Consider the following 18,271-nt stretch of genomic DNA (forward strand, 5'->3'; position numbering starts at 1 on the left):
AATGTGTATATCCTATTATTTGATTGTACTGGCCAAGTTCCAAGTAAAATGTTTAATCCGATAACCCATTTTGCCGGTAATTATGAAATCAATTCCCCATTTGCGCACCCATGTGAGACCTTTATCAGGACCCAAGCCAATACTGAAGCTGTCCATATAGCTGGTATGCACAGGTGCCGGTTTACCTGCTAGATCAGCTGCAAGGACTTTCGCCAATCTACTCGCTTGAGGGATGGCTTCCTTACAAGTCATCCCGTCGGAACGGCCGTTAAGCGGATCGATGACTTTGGCGCAATCGCCGATACTGTATACGCCGGGAGCAGCTTGTACCCGGTAGCTGGCATCAACCTTCACATACCCGTCCGAAGTAACCGGCAGGCCGAATTGTTCGAGCGCAGGACTTGGCAATAGTCCCAATGTCCACACGCATAAGCCTGCAGGCAGCTTCTCGCCGTCGGATAAGTAAACGATACCTGCATTTTCCCGAAGCACTCGGTTTGCATGGACAACCTTTACGCCGCAATCTCTTAAAAAATGCTCCAATTTCCGGGACACGCCGTCCGGTCCGTCAGTAAAGAGACGATCATGCGCATTATACAAGCGAATATCAACTTCATTCGTCTCGATGTCGAGCTTCCGGGCTTCCTCCCGGACATAATAGGCCAGCTCCGCCGCCGTCTCAATGCCGCTTATGCCCGCTCCCGCTACCGCAATCGTCAACAAGCGTTTGCGCTCATGCGGATTCCGTTCGATGGCAGCCTTGCGTAGATTGGCAAGCCATATTTCCCTTATCCGAAGGGCATCATCCAGGTTGCCTAGCGGTTGCCCCCCTGCACTTGGCTCAGGCCGCCGAACGATGCTGCCAGCCGCTACAACAAGAATATCATAATCCAAGCTTTGCAAGGCGCCCGAAGCGTCTGTCAGTCGTACTTTTTTCGTTGACGTTATAACCTCCGTGACAGTTCCCTGAATGAGCGATATGCCCTCAGGAAACAGCTGCGTGAGCGGCACTCGAATATCTTCGTCCGTTACCGCAGGCTTAAACAACTTCACCTTGCGAAAATGATATTTATTTTTATCGATGAGAACGAACTTGACGGATTGGCTGCCCTCTTGTCGCTGCAAGGTTTTACGAATTTCATTCATGGCATGTATGCCTGCGTATCCAGCCCCAATAACGACGCAAGTTAATGTTTTCATTACGATCACTCCCATAGACTCGATTTCTTGTATAACGATATGGAGTCGACTTTTGTGACATCGCTGCCGCCCCTCCCCTTGTAAGAACACCTTGTAAAAGCATATACGTCCTTAAGAGTGAGGCTGGGTTTGCGTTCGCGCCTGTAAGTGCATATATGCTCTTACTGAGTGGATACGGTGGTTCATTGAGGCGTCGCAGAAAAAAAGCATGCCCCCATTAAATGGGAGCACGCTTCTCTGATCCAATTACATCCACTTTTTCTGATAAGCTGCGATTTCCTGGTACTCATCAGTCAGAAGTCTGGACATCCGCACGAAGATGCGGCTCAGCTCTTTGTATTTCACCACATTCTCTTGATTTGGCAGATGCTTATGCGACGAGCCCATCATCGTCGATACGACATGCAGCGAATCGACCTCGCCGATGCTGTACATCCCTAGAATGGCGGCCCCTAGGCAGGAGCTTTCGAAGCTCTCAGGCACTTGCACCTCTTGGTCGAATATATCGGCCATCATCTGACGCCATAGCTCTGACCGTGCGAAGCCGCCTGTCGCCTGTATTTTCTTCGGTTGGCCGATCAATTCTTCGAGCGCCATAAATACGGTAAATAAGTTGAAAATAACGCCTTCCAGAACAGCTCGAATCATATGCTGCTTCTTATGGTGAAGGCCAAGGCCGAAGAACGAGCCTCTTGCATTCGCATCCCATAGCGGCGCCCGCTCTCCTGCCAGATAAGGGTGGAACAGCAAACCGTCGGCCCCTGCCGGAACGCGGGCAGCGATTTCGGTGAGCACCTCGTAAGGGTCCTTGCCAAGCCGTAGCGCCGTCTCGACCTCCGCTGAGCATAACTGGTCTCGAAGCCACCGGAATATCATCCCGCCGTTATTGACCGGTCCGCCGATTACCCACATATCCTCGGTTAGCGCATAACAGAAAATTCTTCCCTTCGGATCGGTGATCGGGCGATCGGTGACGGTACGGATCGCTCCGCTCGTCCCGATCGTCACGGCAACCGTTCCCGGATCGATCGCATTCACCCCGAGATTGGACAGTACGCCGTCACTTGCGCCTACGACAAAAGGCGTCGAAGCCGGCAAGCCCAGCTCGGCCGCCCATTCGGAAGCAAGGCCGGTCAAGCTATAGGTCGTCGGCACCGGCTCAGACAATCGCTCGGCGGTAACGCCCGCTACCTCCAGTGCCTCCCCATCCCAAGCCAGCTTCGTCAAATTAAACATGCCCGTTGCTGACGCGATGGAATAGTCGATCACATATTGGTTGAACAGCTTAAAGAACACATATTCTTTGATGGAAATAAACTTATGCGTTCGTGCGAACAAATCMGGCTCCGCATGTCTAAGCCAAGTGAGCTTGGATAGCGGGGCCATCGGATGCAGCGGAGTTCCCGTGCGCAAATAAATTTGATGACCGTTCATCTCGTTCTTAATTCGTTCCGTCCAGAAGGCACTGCGGTTATCCGCCCAGGTGATGCATTTGGTGAGCGGGTTGCCGTCAACGTCAACCGCAATGACGCTATGCATGGCTGAGCTGAACGACACGCACAATACGCTTGTTGGATTAACGCCGCTATCTTGCACGACATGCTTGATCGTGCCGATAACCGCGCGAAAGATTTCATCCGGATTCTGTTCCGCAACATCCGGCTTAGGCGAGTATAAAGGATACTCTATGGTATGGCTTGCTTGAAGCACGCCTTTCGTATCGAACAGAACGGACTTCGTGCTAGTTGTTCCAATATCAACGCCAATTACATAAGAGGAAGCCATCTTACCTCCACTCCTTTCTTCCACTATCCTCGAATCGCGGTTAGACAACCGTGTTCAAGACGAGGATCAAAGCAAGCGCTACGACCGAAATGATCGTCTCGAGCGCCGTCCACGTTAGAAGCGTCTCTTTCACGCTCATGCCAAAATATTCTTTGATCAGCCAGAAGCCCGAGTCATTCACATGCGAGAGGATGAGCGAGCCAGCGCCCGTCGCAAGCACGAGCAGCTCGACATTCGTTCCCGGCATCGCCATTGCGATTGGAGCAACGATTCCAGCTGCCGTCATCATCGATACGGTTGCAGAACCTGTCGCCACGCGGATCATTGCCGCAATTCCCCAGCCCAGCAGAATCGGCGATACATTCGACGCGGTAGCAAGCTCAGCGATATAGTCGCCGATGCCCGAATCCAGCAATACGCGGTTGAACGCGCCGCCTGCGCCGATTACGAGAAGAATGGTTGCCGTAGGCGCCAAGCAGTCATTCGTAAATTTCAGTACCGTTTCGCGGCTTAAGCCTCTGAAGAAGCCAAGGCTGAAGAACGAGTATACCGTTGCAATCAGTAAGGCTACGACTGGATCGCCGACAAACTTGGCCGCTTGGTAGAGGAAGTCCCCGCTCGCAAGCGTCCCGTTCTCTAAGAACAGATCAGCGACGGTGGCAATGAGCATTAGAAATACAGGCACTAATATCGTAAACAACGTGTTAAAGAAACCGGGAAGCTGCTTTGTTTCCGCATTTTCCGTGAGCTGATCGCCCATTTCCTTCGGAACTTCCTTATGGATTCGCTTACCGATCCAGTTCCCGTACAGCGGACCTGCAACGATAGCGGTCGGCAAACCGACGATGATGGAGTACAGAATCGTCTTGCCGATATCGGCATTAAAGATTCCAACGGCTGCCATTGCCGCCGGATGAGGAGGCACCAGGCCGTGAACGACGGACAAGCCGGCAACGAGCGGAACGCCGATCTTCACTAACGAGAGGCCTGTTTGTCTGGCAATCGTGAATACGAGCGGAATGAGAAGAACAAATCCGACTTGGAAGAACACCGGAATGCCAACGATAAACGCGACGCACATCATCGCCCAATGAACGTTGCGTTCACCAAACAATTTGATAAGGGTACGGGCGATGCGCTCCGCACCGCCGGACTCCGCCATCATTTTGCCAAGCATAGTGCCAAGCGCCAAGACGATAGCGAGGAATCCGAGCGTATTGCCCATGCCTGTCTTAATGGAATCGATGATTCCGGGCGAGTCTTCCGTTGTCAGAAGCGGCATTCCTGCAGCAAGCCCTGCACCGATTGCGGTGATAATCAGAGCGACGAAAGGATTGAGCTTCACAACGGTAATCAACAATAGCAGCACGACGATCGCTGCAAGAACGATAAATAACAACATGATGTGTGTTCCCTCCGTTTGTGTATGTGATTTAACGATCAACGATCTCGATAATCCTGAGGTGTCATTCCGTACATCTTCTTAAACGCGTAGATGAAGGAGTGCGGCCTCTGATAGCCAAGCAGAGCAGCAATCTCATAGATCTTCTCGTTGCTCTGCTTCAGCAAATATTCCGCTTTTTTCATTTTGACGCGCTGCACATAATCACTCATATTTTCCCCGGTTTCCAGCTTATATACTTTCGAGACATAGACCGGGTGGAGAAATACGTTCTCGGCAATCTTTTGCAGTGAAATATCGCGCGTCACGTTCTCTTCAATAAAGGTTTGAATATCCCGTATGAGCTTAGATCTGGAATCTTTCGTTTCTCGTTCCATGTCGTCCCTAATATGCCGCAGCGTGCGGAACGACCATTCCCGCAGGTGATTCAAAGACCGAAAAGGTATGCCTTCCGACATCCGATCGAAGTGGCTGCCAATTAAGTCGGCTAAGTGCCGTCCGTTCTTGTGGGTTATATACGTGTAGGCTGATGCAATCGTGAAATAGATCTCGAGCAGATGCTCCTGTGAAGGATCATCGCCTTGCTCCATCGATTCAAAAATATAGCGAAGCTTCTCCTCGATGACCTCCCACCGCGCTGCCTCAAGCAAATGAATCAAGGTTGGCGGGTTGTAAAGACTTTGCAAGGAATAGATGGGCGGCTCCGATTTAGGCTCGTCTTCAAGGCGCATGAAGAGCTCTCGCTCGTTCCCGATCCGCTTCCGGAATGAAGAAATCGCACGGTTGTAGTACGCTGCAACATCGCTCGGAAACTTCCCTTTATTACTCACCAAAATGGATATTTTACTTTTCAGATACGTACATACGGCAGATTGCAGCGAGGCCGCTGTCCGTTCGAACCAGACTGTATCATCTTGGTCAGGTTCATCCTGCTTCGCCGTCATCACAAACACTAAATAATCATGAGCGTCCTTGGTATGCCAAATGGCATACCTTGTACCGAACAATTCCTCGACCATGTTGCTTACGGCATATTCTTTCCATGCCAAATCTTCAAGTTCGTATTGCAGGAAAGACTCGTCCAGCCGAATAACCATTAACGAAATGGTTGACCAAGCGTGACTTCCCATCTCAAGCCTGGCCATCTTCTCTTGAAGCAGCTCTGCGCTCCACTTCTTGCCCTGAAGCAGCTCTTGAAGGAGATTCGCCCGAAGAAGCGGCATATTTTCTTTGAGCGTATAGCTCATTCGCTGGCTGGAAAGCACTTCTTCCCAATCCTGCTCAAGCTTGATTAACACCCGCTTCACCGTTGCCAGCAGTTCGACATCTTTGACCGGCTTCAGCAAGTAATCCTCCGTCTGATACAGAATAGCCTGCTTGGCAAAGTCGAAATCGGAATAGCCGGACAAGAGGATGCATTTGGTTTTCGGCCAAAGACGGCGGATTTCGGCGATCAACTGAAGCCCCGACATGCCCGGCATCTTAATATCAGTGATGACGATATCAATGGAGAACTGCCTTAGCAGCTCAAGTGCCTCTAGACTGGAATAAGCGCGATATACCTGCTCAATGTTTATTGACTTCCAATCGATAGTCGTCGCAAAACGATCCACTACATGTGCTTCATCGTCCACTAACAATAGCTGTGCCATCGCATCCCGTCCTCCTATTCCGAATCAACGCCGCCGCAATTGCGAGTCCAGGTTGCGGTAACGATTAGACCGCCGTCTGGCGCGTTGCGGAAGCTTAGACCGGAACCTTCGCCGTATTGATAACGCAGACGCTGGTGCACATTTCGTATTCCGCTTCCCAACTCATCCGTACTAGAGTCTTTTTGCGCTAACCGTTCTCGCAATTGATCTAACTCAGCATCCTTCATCCCGACACCGTTATCCGTTACGTGAATCCGATTATATTGATAACCCTGCTCACCCGTGATGCCGATCATGCCTCCGCCTATACGCGGCTCGATGCCGTGAACGATGGCATTCTCGACAAGCGGCTGAAGGATAAGACGAGATATCGGCTCGCTTAACATGGTTTCAGATACGTTAATGATGTAAGCCAGACGTCCCATTCGCAGATGATGGATAGCCAGATAATGCCTCACTAAATTCAACTCATCTGCAACCGTGACCTGTTGATTCTCGACCTTCGTCGTGTACCGATAAAATTCCGCCAAATTTTCCGTCATGGAGATAACCGCTTCCCGATCGTCCATCATCGCTGAATTGATAATGAAGAACAGCGAATTATATAAGAAATGCGGATTAATTTGAGACTGCAGCTGCTTTAATGTCGCATCCCGCGAACGCAGCTTCTCGGTATACACATCTTCGATTAAACGCTGAATCTGCTCAGCCATCTCATTGTAATGACGAATCAGATCATCGAATTCGCTCTTGGCTTTGTAGTTAATCCGCCATGAAAGATCGCCATCCTTCATTCGCTGGACGCCGCGGATCATTTTGTGGAGCGGAATCTGAACGTTGCGATACAACAGGAAGGCAGCCACAATGCTCATCATAAGCAGTAACGCAATGGAACAATAAAACCAATTACGCGCGGTCATGATTGGCGATACGATGCGCTCAACAGGAACGTAATCGACGAGATACCATCCAAGCTGACGAGATTTCACATAGCTGACCAGGTACTTTTCGCGGTCGATGCTAATCGTCTGTTGCCCCGAACTACCGGAAGCATCGTTCAGTACAGCTCGGATAATGGATTCAGCCGTTGCTGAAGAAAGCGTGCTGTTCGGGATCGTCTCCTCATTCGGATGATAGAAAAAAGGATCGCTTCTATTTTCTTTTTTGTGGATATCAAGCATATCGCTCATATTTTGCACGGGAAAACGCACTTGAAACATCGCAGTTAAATCGTTGTATGCGTTCGCGTTAGCTGGTTCGGTTATTTCCCGAATGAAAGTTCCAACCGGATATCCCCGCGATCTGTCCTGGTCATACGTCCATGTTGTACGTATGGGTCGCTCTTCCGGCCTTGTTGCCGCTCCATTCACGTAAATATTAGAAGAGAGAATCTTCTTCGCAATTGGCAGCTCGATGGTAAGATCATTCGACCAAGCGCTGGACACACTCTGCAGACTTAGCTTCTCGGTCACGCGAGCTTGCGCTTTCAACGATTCGCCTGTTCCGCTAATAAATTCACGGATGTAAGGATCGTAGCTAATGATCACAGGGAATACCGACAAGTTCTCGATGATTGAATCCATTTGATTCATCAGGAAAGTAAGCTGATTCAAATTGGATGATCGGACCTGCTTCTCTACCACGCTGCTTGCTATGCGATTGGAATAGCTGTACAGAAGCAAGATCGGGATGAGCAAGAGAACAGTCGTAACGACAATTTTGCTGAAAATAGATAATCTGTTCCGCACTCGTTACACCTTCTTACTCCGCTTCTTTATCGAGAATCGCCTGCAAGGCAGCGTTCGCATGATCTGCCGTCTCCTGTATATTCGTTTCGCCAGTTATAACCTTTTGCACGATTTCACCGACCGTCTCACGGGCTTCCGCCACATTGATCGTTGTCGGTCGGTCATGGTCGACTCCGCCATTTACCGATTTCTTGAATACCTTTACGAGCTCAACTGGAAATCCTGCCGTTCCTTCTTCCTGATCCCATACGGAGGATCTCGGCCCTGGAATCCCTTTTTGTTGAATCAGCATCGTAATCTCCTTGCTGGTCGCCCATTCAATAAATGTCCATGCCGCTTCTTTATGTGCCGATTTCGGGTTAATGGCCAGCCCCCACGAAGTGATGTTATATGGCCTTGACCCCTTCGCCCCCGCCGGAAAGGTCGCGAAGCCCACATTACCTGCAACATCAGGATAGTCTGGATCCATCGTCATCTTGTAGATCGAATTGGCATCCGTATACAGCGCCGCCTTACCCTCCGCGAAAAAAGCGCTCGCTTGCGGCCATGACATATTAATCGCATCTGATGGACCGTAATCTCGAAGGAGCGTGCCGTACATCGTGAATGCCTTGATTGCCTCAGGCGTATTGATCGTTGCTTTATTGCCAAAAGTAAAGTCTCCTCCCTCCGAATAAAGGTAGGAAGATACTTGTGTGACAAGCGGGCTGCGCCCGCCGCGTGCAACGAATCCGTACACCCCGTTATCCGGGTCATGCAATCGGGACGCGGCTTCCGCTAATTGCTCGATCGTCTGCGGAACGGGTATACCGGCTTCATGAAGCAGGTCTTTGCGATAATACAATATAGCTTGCTCGATAATTATCGGGACTCCCGAAAGTTTGCCATCCACGATCGACGAACCGATTGATTGAGCCGTAAAATCCTCATAATCGTAATCCGCTGTCCGCTTAACAAAGTCATCAAGCGGCTCTAACCAGCCATTTCGAAAAAACAACTTGCCCTCCTGAAGAGGCCGATACATGAATACATCAGGCGTTTCGGAGCGCGAAGTGAATTGAACGGTCAGCTTCTGAGTCAATTGATCCTCAAAAAAACTTTGCACGCTAACGCTCATTCCCGTTTCGGCTTCGAACTGCGGCAGAAGCGGCCTAATGGCATCGACCCATGGGTGAGAACCCGTCACTAATGTGATCGATTGTCCGGCTAAAGGCTTGTTTGCCGTGCTCTTATCCCCAGCGGAAAGATTATTATTGCTGTTCCCGCATCCGGTTGCCGCTAAAGCTGCAAGTATAAGCGCCGCCCCGGATCGCCTCATGCCATTACCTCCTGAAATGATATTGCTACAGCAACCTTAACGATACTTGATCCTGATCCTGTACGAAATAACGAATACTTAATATCGATAACTAAAACTAAACATAAGCCCTACCTATTATTAACAAAAAAATCAGCGGATATTTAACATATCCGCTGATCCTTATTTATTTCTGTATGCGCGACTTATGGATGAGGAAAAAACTGGTTAGCCAACTTATCCATGGAAGGTGTCGAACTATTCGTTGCCCGCTTCCATTGGGCGAATTCGCTGCTTAACGCTTCCATCTCGGAGATAGTTCCGTCAATTAATTTATAAATGGGGATTATGCTGTACAGCTTCAAGAAATAATAAACCAACCGCTTCCGCTCGCGGATAAACTTAACTTGCCCAGCCGGCGTAATCGTGATGTCCATCGCTTCCAGTACGCGAAAGCCCTCATCCATAGCTTCGATCAATTCGAGCAGCAGCCTCTTGTCGCCGTCCAGCTTCTTCATTCCGCCCTCTGGGGAGAAGCTGACCGTATTCAACACAAGAATAGCAATAATATGGCTTTTCAGCCAAGCATCTATATCATCATGATAGTCCAGCTTGTAGCTAGCCTTCTTGAATGCGTTATCCAGTAAAAGTTGGAACGGAATCGGGCCGTCCAGCCCTCCTAACACCATTTGTCCGCCTCCGCGTACAGCCAGTATGCGTCCGTCCTCGTATCTGCGCCCTCCGCTTAGCTGGAAGCCGAACGCAACGTGCTTCTTCGTCCGACTGTTTTCCTCAATATAAGATTGCATCTGCCTAGCATCCGCATTGTTGCCTACGATAACGATATGTCTGCTTTGATTGGCTGCTAGAATCGGAAGGACAGACGGAAAGTCGCTATATTTCATCACGACGAAAATAAGATCGTATTGATCGTCGGCTTCGAGCGTTCGGATGACGCGCACTCGGTCCACGGTCGTTCGAAGTTGAAAATAATGACGAACAACGACTCCGTTCCTCTCCAGCTCCTCGGCCCGCTTCCCTCTGGCAAGAACAGTTACGTCATTGCCTCCGCGCTTCAAAGCATGCGCAAGATAACTGCCTAATACGCCTGCACCGTACACTAAAATGTTCATTCGGCATCCCTCTATCTCGTATTTTATAGATAAACGTTGATTTATCAACAAACGTTGAATAAAATAAGCTTAGCAAACGCGTAGTTACGCTTCAATGCTTAATAAATCCGTTATTGTTGAATAATCAACGAATGATCCCAAATTGTCTAATAGAGCTGGAGGAAAACAGATGGACAGACGAGTACTCAAGACGCGTAAAGCTATAATCGACGCTTTCGTCGAACTGCTGGGAGTGCGGGATTTGGATCAAATAACGATCAATGACATTGCCGACCGCGCCAATGTCAACCGCGGCACGGTTTACTTGCATTACGCAGACAAATACGATCTGCTTGATCAATGTATCGAAACATACTTGCAGCAATTGTACGAAAGCTGTATGCCTAACAGCGACACGCTCCCGTTGAACGCCAAGGCGTCGCTTCTTCTCACATTTCAATATTTGGAGCAGAACGCCTACATCTATAAAATATTAGTGACCCGAAAAGGAATTCCGGCATTCAGAGAACGGCTGATGACCATTATGGCACGAGGATTCGAGGAGCAAATAGACGTTTACGGCATGAAGCGAGGGATGAATAGAGATATTACTGTTCAATTTCTAACTTCGGCTGCTGTCGGTCTCGTGGAATGGTGGATTATTCAATCGATGCCCTATCCTGCGGAGGAGATGGTCGAGCAGCTATTTGCACTGCTTAGTCTTCATCTCCCGCTCCCGCCAGAAATACGCTAGCTAACCTCTACTGAAGCCGTCCTTCATTCAAAGCCGCGATCGATTTCTCCAATCTGCGCGCACGTGTTTCTGGCGTCTTGGCTCCCTCAATATTTAATAGAAACCGACGTTTATTGCTGTAGGACAGCGTTTCGAAAAAAGCTCTTGCATTCGGATTACGATCAAGCTCCTCCGAAAAATCGGCTGGCAGCGTCACCTCTCGAGGCTCGGTGTCCAGCTCGATCTCGACATCTACCGTATCGCCTGCTTGAGCGCCAGCACCGGCACGATGCTCTGCGCTTAGCGGTAGCATATATTTACCTCCCATCGATGCTATGGTGCTACGATAACTATAATCCCCGATCATCACTTTAACTGCAGGCTTCTTCCCAGCGCTCAGGCCTTCAACAACGTGTTCGGGAACTTCGATTCCCGTGGCTGACTTTTTGGCTAACAAAACAACTGCTTGAAATTTCATTCTATCTCCTCCAATTTGGCTCATTGCCTCTTCCCTGTATTCCCTTGGGACAGCGAGAACGTAGCTAGTTCGCTCAGTTGGAGCGCATTTTCAAACGAAGTGCCCGGCAGCCCGTTAAGCAACCAGCGGCCAATAAAGCCAACTGTTCCGCCAGCGGCGAAGGTTGCTTGAGCTTCATTGCCATAGATGAGTTGAAGCCGTTCCCGAAGCTTCTCATTCAACCAGCTTAAGAAATGCGAATCATGAAAGCGGTTACGATAGAAACTCTCGTAGGAACGTATATGCTCGCATATGACGAACGTAGCCGGAATCGGAATTTGGTCCGTATACGATTCCATGATCCGCATATGTTCCTCGCTGGTTTTTCCTTCGTAAATGTCGAGAAGCTTGCTCGTGATTTCATCAGTCACCTGCTCAAGCAAATCGAATTTATCTTGAAAATGCGAGTAGAACGTTGACCTGCTAATACCGGCTTTATGGACGATGGCATGTACCGAAATTTTCTCGAACGGAAGTACGGCCAATAGTAAGGTAAAGGCCTCCATAATGAGCCAACGTGCGGATATCACGTTTCTGTCAGTTACGCTCATCAGATACGCCTCCTTATATAAATGGACATTTGCTATGCGATTGTAAGTTGAAGAACAAATTCGATCTAGCCTATGCTAGAAATAAGTTCTACTTCATGATACCAGCAAACCTAATAGGAGGCAAAAACAATGAGCAAAGTATATGTAATTACCGGCGGATCCGGTGGAATAGGGAAGGCGACTGCTCGCCGTCTCGGCAAAGCAGGAACATTGCTCCTTGCAGATGTAAGCGAAGAGCGCCTGAATCAAGCCATCGCAGAACTCGCTGCAGAAGGCATTACGGATGTCTACATCCAGACTGTCGATATTACGAACGAACAGCAAGTCGATGAGCTTGCCGCTTCCGCGGCTAAGTTAGGCGAGCTGGGGGCAATTGTTCACACCGCAGGCTTGTCGCCGACGATGTCGAACGGTCGCAGAATTATGGAAGTCAATATGGTTGGGACTGGACTGATTCTGAAATCTTTCTTGCCTTTAGCCGTTCCCGGTTCCGTTGCCGTCTGTATCGCGTCGATGTCGGCGTTTTTCTTCCCACGCAACGAGGCATACAATGATCTTCTAAAGAACCCGCTTGCTCCAGACTTCTTGGATCGAATCGAACAAGTTACGCAAGGCAAGTCGGATACTTCCTATGGCTTCTCGAAGCTTGGCGTTCAATTGATCGTAGAAGAGCAGGCTTGGGATTGGGGACAAAAGGGCGCTCGCATCGTCTCCGTTTCTCCGGGTTCGATCAACACGCCAATGGGCAGACAAGAAGCGGAAGAAAGTCAAAGCATGAAGATGCTGCTTGACAATACCCCGCTAGGACGCGAGGGTGAAGCAAGTGAAATCGCTGGCGCCATTGCATTCCTATGCAGCAGCGACAGCTCCTATATTACCGGCACCGACATCCGTGTTGACGGCGGTACGGTAGCGAAGGTTCAGGGCATATTCGCAGCAAGAAGACAGCAATAAAATATAATCAACTTGTAATCAACCGTCCAAAAAAAAAGCGCAGAGAAAAGCCGCCTTGCCCCTAAACGGGACAAGGCGACTTCGGGCAAGCTCTGCAATATTCAGGAGACATCTCGTAGTAGAAGCAGCATGTCTGACGCATGTAGGGAGCCAGCTCGCCGGCGACTCCACCCTGCGCTGCGGTAATGAACTTTGTTAGCGGATTGCGGCGTTCTCCGAAGAGGCTAGCGGGCGCAGTCTGAGATATAAACGTATAGTCATCCTTATATCGTTGCCATACTGCCGGATCTTCTTCATCTTCTAATCCATCCTCGTACAACGGAACAATACGAACAACCGCATTCTCCCATAAGATCGGCATGGGCACTCGGCCAAACACCGATAATGAACGAAATAACGGGGTAATGTGATTTCCAAACAGCTCATGTACTACTTGAATCCGCCATTCTTCCCGTTTGCCCGCTTCCGGTTCCGTTACACGAAGCTCCCTAATCCTCAGATTAGGAAATTTGGAGTTGCTGGCTTTATATTCATTGTCGTCAGGCGCAGCCAATCGACATTGATCCGGCGTCAACTGCAAGCCCTTATTGTATACGGTCATCGCATACAAGACAGGCACTATGACAAGATAAGCGTACCGCTTTGCAAGCATCGACGCTGTTGCGCGTCTCGATGGCGAGCCGATCTGAGCGGCTAAACCGTCCAAGTAGATTTCACATTTTCCCCTATCCAACAAATCGCCAGAGTCAATAGATAGGGCTGTGTGAGAAGCTTCATTTTCAAAAGTGAGTTTAAATCTTCCTTTCAAATCTCCCCACTCCGACTTTGACAGCTGCTTCGGTATATTATGGAGTTCCAAGGAACACTTCCGCGACTCTGTCTACAACCATATTAATAGCGATCGGACCATAATAAGCAATCCATACGTTCGAATCAACGTCATACACTTGATTATTTTTCACGGCATCGATACTTTTCCAAACCTCGGACTGCTGGATCTCCTCGACGACTTTCTTGAACATATCGTCCTGAACAAGGAAGTAATGGTCTGCTCCTACTTCCGGCAATGCTTCGAGCGAAATTTCATAGGCGCTGTCCTGCTGCTCCTGTACCTGCTGCGGGGCGGACAAGCCAAGATCATTGTATAGGATCGCAGCCGCGCGGTGGCCTGCTGTATGAACTCGAATGCCTTCATCCCGCGGTCTTATCAACGCTACCGTCTGATCTCCGAGCTTAGCCTTCAGCTCCTCTTTCAGCTTTGCTGTTTTCTCCTTATAGGATTCCAGGACCGCGTTCGCTTCTTCCGACTTGCCTACGATTTTGCCAATCGTGACCAACGTATCGCGCCAGTCTTCATTGAAGTCGAGCATGATGGTAGGAGCAATCTTAGTCAAGCTGTCATACACTTTATCTTGAAATTCGGTACAAATGATCAAGTCCGGTTCCATGGCGACGATAGCTTCCAGATTAGGCTCATCCCTCGTTCCAAGCACCTTCACGTCCGTCAGCTTGTTAACCAAGTAAGCAGGGAAATCGGAATTGTCCGCGGCTGCCTTCACGCTGCCCGAAGGCTGCTCTTCTAAAGTTACCAGCTGATCGACGAACTTCGTATCAAGCACTGCAATCTTCACCGGATGCTGCTCCAGCGTTAATTCGCCCTTCGCATGCTTAATAACGACCGGATACGCTTGCTGCGCTGCTTGCGGCGCATTCGTGCTTGTTGCAGCCGTATTAGAAGGCGAGGCCGTTGGACTCGCTCCATTGGTATTGTTACCTCCGTTACTCCCTGCCGAGCATGCGCTCAACAATAAAATCAAACTCAACATCAAACTTACCGCCAATACTGATCTCTTGCTCCGATTCATTCCTTTTACTCCCCCGTCGGTATATTGATAATGATTATCACAATCATTATTATAGGAGAGGAGTTGATTCGCGCCAATGGAATAACGCGACATCGATGATGTACTTTTCCGACGGTTTTGACGAAAATGGAGAGGGGAGACGCCGCTATACTTCTTAAACGCCTTGCTAAAATAATAACTATCCCCGTAACCTACGGATTCTGCGATAACTTTAAGCGATACATTCGTATTCGATAACATCGCCTGCGCATGATTCATGCGGATTTGAATAAGATATTCCATCGGTCCTAAACCAAGCTTCGATTTGAATAATCGCTGCAGCTTTCTCTCGGTGCAGTGAAGGGCATCCGCCAATTGCGTCAGACTTATCGGATCTATGTAACGTTCCTCCATAAAACGAATCGTTTGGCTTACGAGATCCGGCTGGCTCATCGCTGCTCCCTCAAGCGCGTGAAGCTGCTGCAGGATGTCATATACGAATTGATGAAATGATGCCCTTACATGAAATTTCTCTAATTGAGCGCCAAGCAGCCAAGAAGAATGCATACTCTCTATCTTCGATAAGAGACCAAGAGGATGAGCAGGAGCGAAGCCATACTGCATTTGGAACGGATTATGATCTCGATATACGTTCAAAAGTTCCTTTCGGCTTGGCAATACGAGAACCGCTTTATAGAAAATGAAATAATAATCGATTTGTTCTGCCACTTGAACAATGTCTATGGTCGCGCCTTTGCCGGCATGGCATACATAACAGCGATCTACGTTATGCTCGGTTCCATCAATAAGGATCGTGGCTGCTCCCTTTACTGCCAGCAGGAATGCGCTAGCCGGCAATCGGAAGCCCTTCATACTCTCGCTCAATTGCAACTTAGACCGACGAACATCAAGCACTCTTATAGCTGCATGATTCCATAATGGTAATTGATCCTGCAACGTCATCATGTTCACCATCCATGTCTGTTCACATTTACCAACTCTTTCATTATAGTAAGAATCATTCTCATTATCAAAAAATATTTCAATGGTATAATGAACTATCCGATGAATGGGAGTGGTTCATAATGGAATCCGTCGAATGGATAGCGCTCAGTGCCTTAATTTTGTCACTTGTGCTGCTGTTGAAAGTGTTCAACCTGCAGCGGCAGCTTAATGAAATCAAATCCGATCTTCAAGGGAATGAAAGATTGCCTTATTCATCACCCGGATCGGCCTCCGGCAGCGTGCCGGCAAATCTTGACGATAGATTGCGTATACTGGTTGCATCGGGCAAACGAATTCAAGCGATCAAAGAACTTCGGGAAGTAACCGATCTGGGGCTGAGAGAAGCCAAGGAATACGTAGACAAAATGATAGGACAATAAAAAGAAGTCCACGACCTTCATCGTGGACTTCTTCTCATTGTTTCTCGAACTGGCTTACGTCTCTAACTCCCATGCCGGATTCCAGACAATCTCCCACAGATGGCCATCTGGATCGAGGAAATGCCCGGAATAACCACCCCAGAAGGCAACATGCGCGGGATCCGTAATAACGCCTCCAGCACGCTCAGCCTGCGTCATAATTGCATCTACTTCCTCTTTGCTCGCTACATTGTGACCGATTGTCATCTCCGTAGAGCTGGGAGGCGACAGAGGAACCTTCGCTTCAAGCGCTAGATCTTCACGCCTCCATATCGCGAGCTTCACTCCTGCCTGCAAGTCGAAGAAAGCAACTGCGCCATGCTCGAATTCGGTCCCGATAATGCCTTCCGTTGGAAATCCTAATCCGTCCCGATAGAACGTAAGCGATCTTTCCAAATCGGCTACCCCTAACGTGAGTACGGTTATTCTCGATTTMATCAATGTGCCCTCCATTCGATCATTTCGTTCAGCGCATTTTCCCAGAACTGCTTCATTTGATCTCGCGTGCCCGAATGATCCAGGTTTTCTTGATGAAAGCTAATGGTAGTTCGGTCGGGTTTAATGGGGATCAGTCGGATTTGTAATGTCGAAAGCTTCTCCCAGTCATTCCTTCCCCACTTCAAGCGCAATTGCTTCTCAGGCTTCACTACTCTGAATTGACCTGTAATGCCCTCCTCGGAAGTAAACGTCTCTCCCTCTTTGAAGGACAAGCCCGATACGGTACCTATCCATAATCGCAGCCCTTCCGGTGAAGTCAAGAAAGACCAGGCTTGTTCAGGCGTAATCGGCAACGTTCTCCGAACGCCAATCTGGAAGCCAACGGATGCCGTCTTGCCAACAGGCTTATCGTTGTCAGCATGTTGATTGCTCATCTTATCACCTCGCATCAATGTTTATACACAACTTCACCTGCTGGAATGATCAGCATTCGATATTCAGCATAACTGTGCCTTACTTCCGACACGTATGTAGCTCCCGTTCCAACTTCACTTCAACAAACTTAACTTTTCAATCGCTTGTTGTTCGGACGGCAAGAAGAAGAAATCTGTCCCATTATTGCATTCATAGATAAAATCGCGAAGGCTTTTACTTGGATATATCGAAAAATCCCCAACGAAAGCAACCTTCGCATGGTAATTGATGAACTTCTGAAGAATTTCGCCGGCCAGACCTGTTTTCAAATCGAAAAAGCTTTCGCTGACCAGTTCTTTACTTATCACAAAACGCTCGCAGTCTGTTTCGTATTTAATGGTAGCCATTAGATCCAATGCGGATTGAACATCCTCTATTACGATCTCACTGCCGCCTACAACGGCAATATTTGCTCCGTTTGCTTCTACTTTCGTTATACTCATCGTTACCCTCCTAGGTCGTTTCATAGCCGTCGCATCCTCATGACGATAAATAACTATTTAATAACAAAACCGCTTTAGCCCGGTCATGATCATCCACAAGCATGATGCTGATTTTGCGAGCGATATTCACCACTCCTCCCCCCTTGCGATAGGCATTCGGACTTGGAGCGTGAGACCATTGTTCGGCTCGCTTCGCACACTCATTTGACCTCCGATGGCCTCGATTCTTTTCTCCATCGTTTTTAGACCGAAGCCGTAAATGACCGAATCGCTGCCTGTTCCATTGTCCTTTACCGTCATATGAATCGTATCTTGTTGCTCTACGATACTAATGTCGACCATGCTCGCTTTGCCGTGCTTTAGGGCATTGGTGATCGATTCCTTGATGGAGTTGATCATGACATACTCCTGAAGGGAGATGAGCGAGGCAGCGTTTTCGAATGTATAGGATGATTCATCCATAGTCTTTTCTTCAGCTTCTCCCAGCTTATATCGCCAAGTTCTCTCTTCAAGATTATGACAGATAGTACAAACTGCCAGATCATTCCTACAATCATTAGTATCCAATAGAGAATACCCGGGTGAAAAGGGACGATCGGTACAAGAATGGGCAGCAAGACGAATCGAAAAAAGCCATCGGCAACGCGACCAAAGCCAAAAACCCCAAAAATTTCCTTACACTGTATTGATTTGTTTC

General features: G+C 48.7%; 18 protein-coding genes. 3 read left to right on the top strand and 15 right to left on the bottom strand.

From position 1 onward, the window contains the following. Positions 1-15: 15 nt before the first annotated feature. From AC1DF0_RS16990 to AC1DF0_RS17020, 7 genes are all read right to left on the bottom strand, one after another. Positions 16-1,200 carry an NAD(P)/FAD-dependent oxidoreductase gene (locus AC1DF0_RS16990; protein WP_477574721.1) on the bottom strand — a complete coding sequence of 395 codons (1,185 nt, stop codon included), beginning with the start codon at positions 1,198-1,200 and terminating at the stop codon, positions 16-18. Between the two features lie 246 nt (positions 1,201-1,446). Then, on the bottom strand, positions 1,447-2,985 hold the full coding sequence (gene gntK, locus AC1DF0_RS16995; protein ID WP_477574722.1) for a gluconokinase: 1,539 nt from the start codon (positions 2,983-2,985) through the stop codon (positions 1,447-1,449). Positions 2,986-3,025: 40 nt separating this feature from the next. Continuing rightward, on the bottom strand, positions 3,026-4,387 hold the full coding sequence (locus tag AC1DF0_RS17000) for a GntP family permease (protein ID WP_442052416.1): 1,362 nt from the start codon (positions 4,385-4,387) through the stop codon (positions 3,026-3,028). 38 nt (positions 4,388-4,425) lie between these two features. Further along, on the bottom strand, positions 4,426-6,039 hold the full coding sequence (locus AC1DF0_RS17005; RefSeq protein ID WP_477574723.1) for a response regulator transcription factor: 1,614 nt from the start codon (positions 6,037-6,039) through the stop codon (positions 4,426-4,428). A gap of 14 nt (positions 6,040-6,053) precedes the next feature. Further along, on the bottom strand, positions 6,054-7,787 hold the full coding sequence (locus tag AC1DF0_RS17010) for a sensor histidine kinase (protein ID WP_477574724.1): 1,734 nt from the start codon (positions 7,785-7,787) through the stop codon (positions 6,054-6,056). A 13-nt stretch (positions 7,788-7,800) separates the two neighbouring features. After that, positions 7,801-9,105: an ABC transporter substrate-binding protein gene (locus tag AC1DF0_RS17015; protein ID WP_442052413.1), complete on the bottom strand. Its 1,305-nt coding sequence runs from the start codon at positions 9,103-9,105 to the stop codon at positions 7,801-7,803. 185 nt (positions 9,106-9,290) lie between these two features. After that, complete coding sequence (locus AC1DF0_RS17020; protein ID WP_477574725.1) at positions 9,291-10,217, bottom strand: ketopantoate reductase family protein; 927 nt, start codon at positions 10,215-10,217, stop codon at positions 9,291-9,293. Between the two features lie 169 nt (positions 10,218-10,386). On the opposite strand from AC1DF0_RS17020, the gene AC1DF0_RS17025 reads away from it, so the two are divergent. Next, positions 10,387-10,950 carry a TetR/AcrR family transcriptional regulator gene (locus tag AC1DF0_RS17025; RefSeq protein ID WP_442052411.1) on the top strand — a complete coding sequence of 188 codons (564 nt, stop codon included), beginning with the start codon at positions 10,387-10,389 and terminating at the stop codon, positions 10,948-10,950. A gap of 7 nt (positions 10,951-10,957) precedes the next feature. On the opposite strand, the gene AC1DF0_RS17030 is transcribed toward AC1DF0_RS17025, so the two are convergent. Further along, positions 10,958-11,407 (bottom strand): YdeI/OmpD-associated family protein, encoded by a 450-nt coding sequence (locus tag AC1DF0_RS17030; protein WP_477574726.1) that lies wholly within the window; start codon positions 11,405-11,407, stop codon positions 10,958-10,960. Positions 11,408-11,427: 20 nt separating this feature from the next. Beyond that, positions 11,428-11,997, bottom strand: coding sequence for a TetR/AcrR family transcriptional regulator (locus tag AC1DF0_RS17035; protein WP_442052409.1), 570 nt, complete (start codon positions 11,995-11,997; stop codon positions 11,428-11,430). 129 nt (positions 11,998-12,126) lie between these two features. On the opposite strand from AC1DF0_RS17035, the gene AC1DF0_RS17040 reads away from it, so the two are divergent. Continuing rightward, on the top strand, positions 12,127-12,951 hold the full coding sequence (locus AC1DF0_RS17040; protein WP_477574727.1) for an SDR family oxidoreductase: 825 nt from the start codon (positions 12,127-12,129) through the stop codon (positions 12,949-12,951). A 61-nt stretch (positions 12,952-13,012) separates the two neighbouring features. Here the strand turns inward: AC1DF0_RS17040 and AC1DF0_RS17045 are convergent, their stop codons facing one another. Together AC1DF0_RS17045 and AC1DF0_RS17050 are read right to left on the bottom strand one after the other, a co-directional pair. Further along, entirely contained in the window at positions 13,013-13,657 is a 645-nt protein-coding gene (locus tag AC1DF0_RS17045; RefSeq protein ID WP_442052407.1) for an IucA/IucC family C-terminal-domain containing protein, read from the bottom strand. A gap of 139 nt (positions 13,658-13,796) precedes the next feature. Then, on the bottom strand, positions 13,797-15,761 hold the full coding sequence (locus AC1DF0_RS17050) for an ABC transporter substrate-binding protein (protein ID WP_477574728.1): 1,965 nt from the start codon (positions 15,759-15,761) through the stop codon (positions 13,797-13,799). 119 nt (positions 15,762-15,880) lie between these two features. Between AC1DF0_RS17050 and AC1DF0_RS17055 the strand changes: the two genes are divergently transcribed. After that, positions 15,881-16,180, top strand: a complete 300-nt coding sequence (locus AC1DF0_RS17055) for a ribosomal protein L7/L12 (RefSeq protein WP_442052405.1) — start codon at positions 15,881-15,883, stop codon at positions 16,178-16,180. 54 nt (positions 16,181-16,234) lie between these two features. On the opposite strand, the gene AC1DF0_RS17060 is transcribed toward AC1DF0_RS17055, so the two are convergent. The 4 genes from AC1DF0_RS17060 to AC1DF0_RS17075 form a co-directional block, all read right to left on the bottom strand. Further along, positions 16,235-16,657, bottom strand: coding sequence for a VOC family protein (locus AC1DF0_RS17060; RefSeq protein WP_477574771.1), 423 nt, complete (start codon positions 16,655-16,657; stop codon positions 16,235-16,237). Then, positions 16,657-17,091, bottom strand: a complete 435-nt coding sequence (locus AC1DF0_RS17065) for an SRPBCC family protein (protein WP_477574729.1) — start codon at positions 17,089-17,091, stop codon at positions 16,657-16,659. Before AC1DF0_RS17065 ends, AC1DF0_RS17060 begins: the two co-directional genes overlap by 1 nt. 114 nt (positions 17,092-17,205) lie before the next feature. Then, complete coding sequence (locus tag AC1DF0_RS17070; protein WP_442052402.1) at positions 17,206-17,574, bottom strand: DUF4180 domain-containing protein; 369 nt, start codon at positions 17,572-17,574, stop codon at positions 17,206-17,208. Between the two features lie 126 nt (positions 17,575-17,700). Continuing rightward, entirely contained in the window at positions 17,701-18,036 is a 336-nt protein-coding gene (locus AC1DF0_RS17075) for a sensor histidine kinase (RefSeq protein WP_442052401.1), read from the bottom strand. Positions 18,037-18,271: the final 235 nt, after the last annotated feature.

This window comes from Paenibacillus sp. 05T425 (genome assembly GCF_056396205.1).

What these genes read in the sequence shown, in the direction of transcription:
- AC1DF0_RS16990 (WP_477574721.1), bottom strand. Translation starts at nt 1,200, where the DNA reads ATGAAAACATTAACTTGCGTCGTTATTGGGGCTGGATACGCAGGCATA.
- AC1DF0_RS17000 (WP_442052416.1), bottom strand. Translation starts at nt 4,387, where the DNA reads ATGTTGTTATTTATCGTTCTTGCAGCGATCGTCGTGCTGCTATTGTTG.
- AC1DF0_RS17005 (WP_477574723.1), bottom strand. Translation starts at nt 6,039, where the DNA reads ATGGCACAGCTATTGTTAGTGGACGATGAAGCACATGTAGTGGATCGT.
- AC1DF0_RS17015 (WP_442052413.1), bottom strand. Translation starts at nt 9,105, where the DNA reads ATGAGGCGATCCGGGGCGGCGCTTATACTTGCAGCTTTAGCGGCAACC.
- AC1DF0_RS17020 (WP_477574725.1), bottom strand. Translation starts at nt 10,217, where the DNA reads ATGAACATTTTAGTGTACGGTGCAGGCGTATTAGGCAGTTATCTTGCG.
- AC1DF0_RS17025 (WP_442052411.1), top strand. Translation starts at nt 10,387, where the DNA reads ATGGACAGACGAGTACTCAAGACGCGTAAAGCTATAATCGACGCTTTC.
- AC1DF0_RS17030 (WP_477574726.1), bottom strand. Translation starts at nt 11,407, where the DNA reads ATGAAATTTCAAGCAGTTGTTTTGTTAGCCAAAAAGTCAGCCACGGGA.
- AC1DF0_RS17035 (WP_442052409.1), bottom strand. Translation starts at nt 11,997, where the DNA reads ATGAGCGTAACTGACAGAAACGTGATATCCGCACGTTGGCTCATTATG.
- AC1DF0_RS17040 (WP_477574727.1), top strand. Translation starts at nt 12,127, where the DNA reads ATGAGCAAAGTATATGTAATTACCGGCGGATCCGGTGGAATAGGGAAG.
- AC1DF0_RS17050 (WP_477574728.1), bottom strand. Translation starts at nt 15,761, where the DNA reads ATGATGACGTTGCAGGATCAATTACCATTATGGAATCATGCAGCTATA.
- AC1DF0_RS17055 (WP_442052405.1), top strand. Translation starts at nt 15,881, where the DNA reads ATGGAATCCGTCGAATGGATAGCGCTCAGTGCCTTAATTTTGTCACTT.
- AC1DF0_RS17065 (WP_477574729.1), bottom strand. Translation starts at nt 17,091, where the DNA reads ATGAGCAATCAACATGCTGACAACGATAAGCCTGTTGGCAAGACGGCA.
- AC1DF0_RS17070 (WP_442052402.1), bottom strand. Translation starts at nt 17,574, where the DNA reads ATGAGTATAACGAAAGTAGAAGCAAACGGAGCAAATATTGCCGTTGTA.
- AC1DF0_RS17075 (WP_442052401.1), bottom strand. Translation starts at nt 18,036, where the DNA reads ATGGATGAATCATCCTATACATTCGAAAACGCTGCCTCGCTCATCTCC.